The 7569-nt window shown below is 69.4% G+C and carries 5 protein-coding genes and 1 pseudogene; 5 read left to right on the top strand and 1 reads right to left on the bottom strand.

Going from position 1 to position 7569, the window contains the following annotated elements; genetic code table 11:
- Positions 1–466 (top strand): annotated as a pseudogene (locus tag AC1DZ6_RS14385) (trans-aconitate 2-methyltransferase); the annotation flags it as partial.
- Here AC1DZ6_RS14385 and AC1DZ6_RS14380 read toward each other — a convergent pair.
- The gene (locus AC1DZ6_RS14380; RefSeq protein WP_477097842.1) at positions 460–2223 is read right to left on the bottom strand and encodes a patatin-like phospholipase family protein; all 1764 of its coding nucleotides are present in this window, start codon (positions 2221–2223) and stop codon (positions 460–462) included. The pseudogene AC1DZ6_RS14385 and the gene AC1DZ6_RS14380 overlap by 7 nt on opposite strands.
- Positions 2224–2336: 113 nt before the next feature.
- On the opposite strand from AC1DZ6_RS14380, the gene AC1DZ6_RS14375 reads away from it, so the two are divergent.
- The 4 genes from AC1DZ6_RS14375 to AC1DZ6_RS14360 all read left to right on the top strand — a co-directional run.
- Positions 2337–3944, top strand: coding sequence for a carboxyl transferase domain-containing protein (locus tag AC1DZ6_RS14375; RefSeq protein WP_477097841.1), 1608 nt, complete (start codon positions 2337–2339; stop codon positions 3942–3944).
- A 23-nt stretch (positions 3945–3967) separates the two neighbouring features.
- Positions 3968–4807, top strand: coding sequence for an enoyl-CoA hydratase-related protein (locus AC1DZ6_RS14370; RefSeq protein WP_477097840.1), 840 nt, complete (start codon positions 3968–3970; stop codon positions 4805–4807).
- A gap of 30 nt (positions 4808–4837) precedes the next feature.
- Positions 4838–6220 carry a DUF3667 domain-containing protein gene (locus tag AC1DZ6_RS14365; RefSeq protein ID WP_477097839.1) on the top strand — a complete coding sequence of 461 codons (1383 nt, stop codon included), beginning with the start codon at positions 4838–4840 and terminating at the stop codon, positions 6218–6220.
- Positions 6221–6230: 10 nt separating this feature from the next.
- On the top strand, positions 6231–7569 hold a 1339-nt coding region (locus AC1DZ6_RS14360), incomplete at its 3' end, for an acetyl-CoA carboxylase biotin carboxylase subunit (protein WP_477097838.1).

Raw genomic sequence — 7569 nt, 5'->3', positions numbered from 1 at the left:
GCAGTGGGTGGACGACCACGCGGCGCTGTTCCCGCGCCTGATGGGCCTGCTGGCGCCGGGCGGCGTCCTGGCCTGCCAGATCCCCGTGGTGGCCGACGACGGCTGGCGGCGCAGTCTGCGCGAGACGGCGCTGAACGGCCCGTGGGCGTCGCGGCTGGCCGAGGTCGAGCGCGTGCGCTCCGGCGTCGATCCGCGCCCCTATTACGACTGGCTGTCGCCGCTGAGCGAGGACCTCGACGTCTGGGTGACGACCTATGTCCACGCCCTGGGCGGCGACGACCCGATCGTCGACTGGACCTCGGGGACCAGCCTGCGGCCCTATCTGGAGGCCTTCAGCGATCCGGCTGAACGCGCGGCCTTCCTGGCGGCCTGGCGCGAACGGCTGACAGTCGACTACCCGCGCCGCGAGGACGGGGTGACGCTGCTTCCGTTCCCCCGGCTGTTCGTGGTCRCCCGGCGCTACTGACTCCGGGCACCTTTTTCGGCTTGGGCGGCCAGGTCGGCCAGGCTGGGGCGGCGGCGCATCTCGGTCACGGGCTTGCCCAGGCTGTCCAGCGCCAGGGCCGCGGCGGCGCGGCCAGCGGCGATCGCCGGCTGGAAGGCCTTCCAGTCGCGGATGTCGATCTCGTTGAGCTTGGGCGTGATCAGCACGTCGGTGGCCTCGCGGCTGGCGGCCAGGTCGCGGCCGGTCGAGACCGTGGCGGCCCGCATCAGCAGGGCGACGATCGGCGGGCCCTTGCGCCACTCGCCCGACCAGAACCAGCGCCACAGCGACGGCGGGCGGCTGATGTCTGCCGCGGTGATGCTGCGGCCGCGCGTGACGTCCACCCCGACGATCGGGCCCAGCTGGAAGGCGCGCATGACGTCGGCCGGGAAGTTCTTCATCACCGCCCCGTCGACCAGCACCGAATTGCCGTCGGCCACCGGCGGCAGCACGCCGGGCAGCGAGATCGAGGCCCGCAGCGCGTCGCGCAGCACGCCCTGGCGATGCAGGTGATAGGCCCCCGAGGTCAGGTTCGACGACACGCAGAAGAACGGCAGCCACAGGTCGGCGATCTCGATGTCGTCGAAATGCTCGTTCAGCCGCGCCTTGACCTTCAGCCCCTGGGTCATGGCCACGAGGGGGAAGGCGATGTCGTCCAGCGGGCTGGTCTCGACGAAGGCCTTGTGGATGCGGGTCTCCATCTCGCCGTCGTCCCAGCCCATGGCGAGGCCGGCGGCGACCACGGCGCCCATCGACGAGCCGCCGACGAAGTCGATCGGCACGCCGCGCTCGCGCAACGCCTGGATCGCGCCGACATGGGCGTAGGCCCGCGCCCCGCCGCCCGACAGCACCAGGCCCACCGACTGACCGGTCAGCACCCGCGCCAGGCGTTGGACGTCGGCCATGCCGTTCTCGCGCAGATGGAACAGCCGCGCGGCCTGGGTGGCGTCCAGCCATTCGCCCGAGCCCTTGGGGTGGGTGACGCTGGCCGGCTKCAGAAGGATCAGGTCGACCAGCCGCTGCTCCTGCAGCGGACCCGAGGCGTAGGAGGGGATGACCGGCGGCGGCGCGCGGTCGCCCTGGCCGACGCGGAACAGCCGATCCACCTGGCGGCCGACCACGTGCTTCCACGCGGTCTCCGTGGCCTCGGCCACGTACAGCACGAAGTCGTGCCGGCGCTCGACATTGCTGAACCACTCGGTCGGGGCCAGCAGGGATTCGGCGCCCTCGACGGTGACCGAATAGCCCAGGACGCCGATGGCGTGGGCGATGCGCTCGACGATCGGCCGGATCAGCTTGCCGGGCTCGACGGCGATGAAGCCGTAGACCGACGGGTCGCCGATCGAGGCGTGGGCCCCGGCGTTGCGGGCGCGGCGGATCATCAGCCGCGACAGCTCGATCATCACGTCGGGATCGCGCTCGACCGCTTCGAAGAAGGCGGCGCGGGGCAGGGCCAGGATTTCCGAATCGCGCAGGGCCACCAGGTTGGCCGAGTGGGGCGATCCGGCGATCATCGCCATCTCGCCGGCCGGTTCGCCCGGCCGGATCACCCCCAGGAACTGCGGCTCCTGGCCTTCTTCCCGCCGAAAGGCGCCCAGCCGCCCGGTGCGCAGGAAGTAGAGGTAGTCCGCCGCCTCGCCAGGCGCATAGAGTGTCGCGCCGCCCGGCAATGAGAACCAGGCGGCGTCGCCTTCGCGGTGTTCTTGCGCGAAGAGCCGGGCGAGGGCCGTATCGGCCATGAAGTCGGGCAGGGTGACCACGGGTGGGACGCTAACTTGAACCGCGGAACTTGACCATCGAAGGTCAAAAACTGCGGCTTTCGGTGGGAAACGGAAAAGGCTATGCCTCGCTAATGCCGAAGATGAACACGGGTATCGACAAAAACGGCGAGACCTTCGCCAAAAACGCCGCGCACAACCGCGGCCTCGTGGAGACTTTGCGCGAAAGGGTCGCGCAGGCGGCCCTGGGCGGTCCCGAGAGCGCCCGGACGCGTCACGCGGCGCGCGGCAAGCTGCTGCCCCGCCAGCGCGTCGAGCGCCTGCTGGACCCCGGCTCGCCGTTCCTGGAGATCGGCCAGCTGGCCGCCTGCGACCTCTATAACGGCGAAGCGCCCGGCGCCGGCGTGATCACCGGCATCGGCCGGGTGTCGGGCCGCGAGGTGATGATCGTCGCCAACGACGCCACCGTGAAGGGCGGCGCCTATTTCCCGATGACCGTGAAGAAGCATCTGCGCGCCCAGGAGATCGCCCAGCAGAACCGCCTGCCGTGCGTCTATCTGGTCGACAGCGGCGGGGCGAACCTGCCGCACCAGGCCGAGGTGTTTCCCGACCGCGACCACTTCGGCCGCATCTTCTTCAACCAGGCCCGGATGAGCGCGGCGGGCATCGCCCAGATCGCCTGCGTCATGGGTTCGTGCACCGCCGGCGGCGCCTATGTGCCGGCCATGAGCGACGAGACGGTCATCGTCCGTGACCAGGGCACGATCTTCCTGGCCGGTCCGCCGCTGGTGAAGGCCGCCACGGGCGAGGTGATCAGCGCCGAGGAGCTGGGCGGAGCCGACACCCACGGCCGGCGTTCGGGCGTGGTCGACCACGTGGCCAACGACGACGAGCACGCGCTGGAGATCGTCCGCTCGATCGTCGCCAATCTGAACACCACCAAGCGGGTCGAGACCGAGATCCACGACAGCAAGCCGCCGCTGTACGACCCGGACGAGCTGTACGGCATCGTCCCGACCGACGTGCGCGCGCCCTACGATGTGCGCGAGGTCATCGCCCGCATCGTCGACGGCAGCGCGTTCGACGAGTTCAAGGCGCTGTACGGCACCACCCTGGTCTGCGGCTTCGCCCGCATCTGGGGTCAGCCGGTGGCGATCCTGGCCAACAATGGCGTGCTGTTCAGCGAGAGCGCCGTGAAGGGCGCGCACTTCATAGAACTGGCCTGCAAGCGTAAGATTCCACTGGTGTTTTTGCAGAACATCTCGGGCTTCATGGTCGGCGGCAAGTACGAGGCCGGCGGCATCGCCAAGGACGGCGCCAAGCTGGTCACGGCGGTCGCCTCCGCAGAGGTGCCCAAGTTCACGGTGCTGATCGGCGGGTCCTTCGGAGCCGGAAACTACGGCATGTGCGGCCGCGCCTACAGCCCGCGCTTCCTGTTCACCTGGCCCAACAGCCGCATCAGCGTGATGGGCGGGGAGCAGGCGGCCAGCGTGCTCTCGACCATCAAGCGCGACGGAATGGAGGCCAAGGGCGAGACCTGGGCCGTCGAGGACGAGGAAGCCTTCAAGGCCCCGATCCGCGACCGCTACGAGGCCGAGGGCGACCCCTATCACGCCACAGCCCGCCTGTGGGACGACGGCGTCATCGACCCGGCCCAGACCCGCGACGTGCTGGGCCTGGCCATCAGCGCCAGCCTGAACGCCCCGATCCCCGAGACCACGTTCGGCGTCTTCCGGATGTAACGCGTCACCCGAAAGGTGAAGTCATGACCAACCCCATCGCCGAGCCGCCCGTCGAGCAGCCCATCGCCGACGACATGACGCCGCTGGTCCATATCGACTCCACGCCCAGCGGCGCGGTCACCGTCTGGATCAACCGTCCGGCCAAGAAGAACGCCTTCGACGCGGCGACCATCGCCGCCCTGCACCAGGCCTTCGAGACCCTGCAGGGCGCCGAGGGCGTGCGGATCGTCTTCCTGCGCGGGGTGGGCGGGGCGTTCAGCGCSGGGGCCGACCTGGAGTGGATGAAGGCCGCCGCCGAGTGGAGCGAGGACGACAACCGCGACGACGCCCTGGGCCTGGCCCACATGCTCAAGGCCCTGCACGACATCCCGGCCCTGACCGTGGCCCTGGTCGAGGGCCCGGCTTTCGGCGGCGGCGCGGGCCTGGTGGCCGCCTGCGACCACGCCCTGGCCACGGCCGACGCCAAGTTCGCCTTCTCCGAGGTCAAGCTGGGTCTGACCCCGGCCACCATCAGCCCCTACGTGATCGCCGCCCTGGGCCCGCGCACCGCCAAGCTGCTGTTCGCCACCGGCCGGGTGTTCGACGCCGACCAGGCCTGGAGCTACGGCCTGGTCGACGAGGTGTTCGATGACGCCGCCGGCCTGGTCGCCGCCCAGGACGCGCTGATCGAGGAAGTGGCGGTCTGCGCCCCCGGCGCGATCGGCGACGCCAAGGCCCTGGTCAACGACTTCGTCGGCCAAAAGATCGACCGCGGCCTGATCGACGAGACGGCAAAACGCATCGCGCGCCGCCGCGTGTCGGACGAAGGCCAAGAAGGCGTGCGCGCGTTCCTCGAACGCCGTAAACCCAGCTGGACGATCTAGAGTCGAGTAGGGGGCCTTATGACGGCGGACATGGAAGCAGCGGCGGCGGACTCGTTCACCGACCTGTTCAAGCGGCGGAAGAAGCATCCGTTCACGGATATCGGCAAGCCTTGCGCCAACTGCGACACGCCGTTGGAAGGGCCATACTGCCACGCCTGTGGCCAGAACGCCGACAACCACAAGCGCTCGATCTTCCACCTGATCGTCGAGGCGATCGAGGGGATGTTCCACCTCGACGGCCGCCTGGCCACGACCCTGCCGGCCCTGTTCTTCCAGCCCGGCAAGCTGGCCAAGGACTACATGGAAGGCCGGATCGTGCGGCACGTGCCGCCGTTCCGCACCTTCCTGGTCGCGCTGCTGCTGTTCATCTTCGCGGCCGAGCACGCCATCCACTCGGCCAAGCACCATGCAGAGGAAGAGGCTCACAAGCGCGCCGAGGCCCTGGCCACGCCGCAGGGGCGCGCCGCCGAGGCGGGCAGGATGCGCGTCGAGGCCGCCACGGACCGCGACGCGCGGCTGAAGGAAGCGGCGGAGGATCGCGACACGATCCTGGCCGAGGTCGCCAAGGACCGCGACGAGGCCCTGAAGGATCCGGACGAGAATCGCGCCAAGGTTCTGGAGCGCTATCAGGCCGACGCCGCCAAGGCGCCGGTCGACTACCAGGAAGACGTCGCCAAGGCCCAGACCCGCTACACCGAGGCCCTGGCCAAAGCCGATCACCTGCAGAACAACCCCCTGGCGGCCCAGGAAATCCTCCAAGCCGACGAGAAGATGCGCCGGCAGGCCGCCGAGCGTATTCGCGGCGCGTCGCTGGATCCGGCCAAGATCGAAGAACAGGCCAACGCCTTGGCCGAGGGCGAGGGCGAGGCGACAACGATCGGCGGCGTCAACATCAAGACGGTCAGGGCGCTGCCGGAAGCCCACGATGCGGCGCCCGCCGAAGCCCATGGGGTCAAGCCCCGTGAAGCGGCCCACGGCGGCAAGGAGTACTGGCCCAAGGCCGGCTTGGCCAAGGCTCTGGAAAATCCCGAATATTACATGGTCGTGATGTTCGGCTGGGGCCACCGCCTGGCGGTGCTGCTGCTGCCGATGCTGGGGCTGAGCCTTGCGCTGGTCTACGTCAACAAGCGCCAGTTCTTCATCTACGATCACCTGATCGTGGCCACCAACCTGCTGTCGTTCTCGTTCTTGACCAACGCGCTTGGACTGGTGCTGCCCGACCCCCTTCGCAAATGGTGGTTCCTGCTGCTGGTCCTCTGGACCCCCATCAACCTGTTCCAGACCCTGCGCGGGGCCTACGGCTCCAGCATCGTGGGAGCGGTCTTCAAGACCGTCTTCGTCTGGGCCTCCACGCTTATCTCCTTCCTGGTGCTTCTCACCGCCTTGCTCGCTTTCGCCTTGACGCAGATCTAGGATTTCACCGTTGATCTCTTCCGTCCTCATCGCCAATCGCGGCGAAATCGCCCGTCGGATCATCCGCACCGCCCGTGAGCTGGGCGTGCGGACGATCGCGGTCTATTCCGAGGCGGACGCCGAGGCCCCGTTCGTGATGGAGGCCGACGTGGCCGTCCTGATCGGACCGGCCCCGGCGCGCGAGAGCTACCTGGTTCCCGAGAAGATCCTGGCCGCCGCCCGCCAGACCGGCGCCGAGGCGATCCATCCGGGCTACGGCTTCCTGTCCGAGAACGCCGACTTCGCCCAGGCGGTGATCGACGCCGGCCTGGTCTGGATCGGCCCGCCGCCCTCGGCCATCCGCGCCATGGGCCTGAAGGACGCCGCCAAGAAGCTCATGATTGCAGCGGGGGTGCCCACCACTCCGGGCTATCTGGGCGAGGACCAATCGGTCGAGCGTCTGGCGGCCGAGGCCGAGAAGATCGGCTTCCCCGTGCTGATCAAGGCCGTGGCCGGCGGCGGCGGCAAGGGCATGCGCAAGGTCGACAACCCTGCGGACTTCGCCGCCCTGCTGGCCTCGTGCCAGCGAGAAGCCAGCGCCAGCTTCGGCGACGACCGGGTGCTGCTGGAGAAGTACGTCACCCGCCCGCGCCACATCGAGGTGCAGGTGTTCGGCGACAGCCACGGCAATGTCGTTCACCTGTTCGAGCGCGACTGTTCGCTGCAGCGCCGCCACCAGAAGGTCATCGAGGAGGCTCCGGCCCCCGGCATGGACGAGGCCACCCGGGCCGCCGTCTGCGGGGCGGCGGTCAAGGCGGCGCAGGCCGTGGGCTATGTCGGGGCGGGCACGGTTGAGTTCATCGCCGACGCCTCGGAAGGCCTGCGCGCCGACCGCATCTGGTTCATGGAGATGAACACCCGGCTGCAGGTCGAGCACCCGGTCACCGAGATGGTCACCGGCCAGGACCTGGTCGAGTGGCAGCTGCTGGTGGCCTCGGGCGAGCCCCTGCCGCTGGCGCAGGACGAGATCACGCTGGACGGCTGGGCCATGGAGGCCCGCCTCTATGCCGAGAACCCGGCCACGGGCTTCCTGCCCTCGACCGGGCCGCTGACCCACTTCCGCCTGCCCGAGGGCGACGTGCGGGTCGACAGCGCGGTGGAGGAGGGCGGCGAGGTCACCCCGTTCTACGACCCGATGATCGCCAAGCTGATCGCCCATGGCGTCGACCGCGAGGACGCCGCCGCGCGTCTGGCGCAGGCCTGCCGCCTGGTCGAGGTCTATCCGGTCAAGACCAACGCCGCCTTCCTGGCCAAGTGCGCCAGCCACCCGGACTTCATCGACGGCGCCATCGACACGGGCTTCATCGAGG

Source organism: Caulobacter sp. P1_B12_2 (genome assembly GCF_056406675.1).
This window is presented reverse-complemented; position numbering and strand designations above follow the sequence as displayed.

Bases quoted from the DNA above. Each gene is read 5' to 3' on its own strand.
- AC1DZ6_RS14375 (WP_477097841.1), top strand. From the start codon at position 2,337: ATGCCGAAGATGAACACGGGTATCGACAAAAACGGCGAGACCTTCGCC.
- AC1DZ6_RS14365 (WP_477097839.1), top strand. From the start codon at position 4,838: ATGGAAGCAGCGGCGGCGGACTCGTTCACCGACCTGTTCAAGCGGCGG.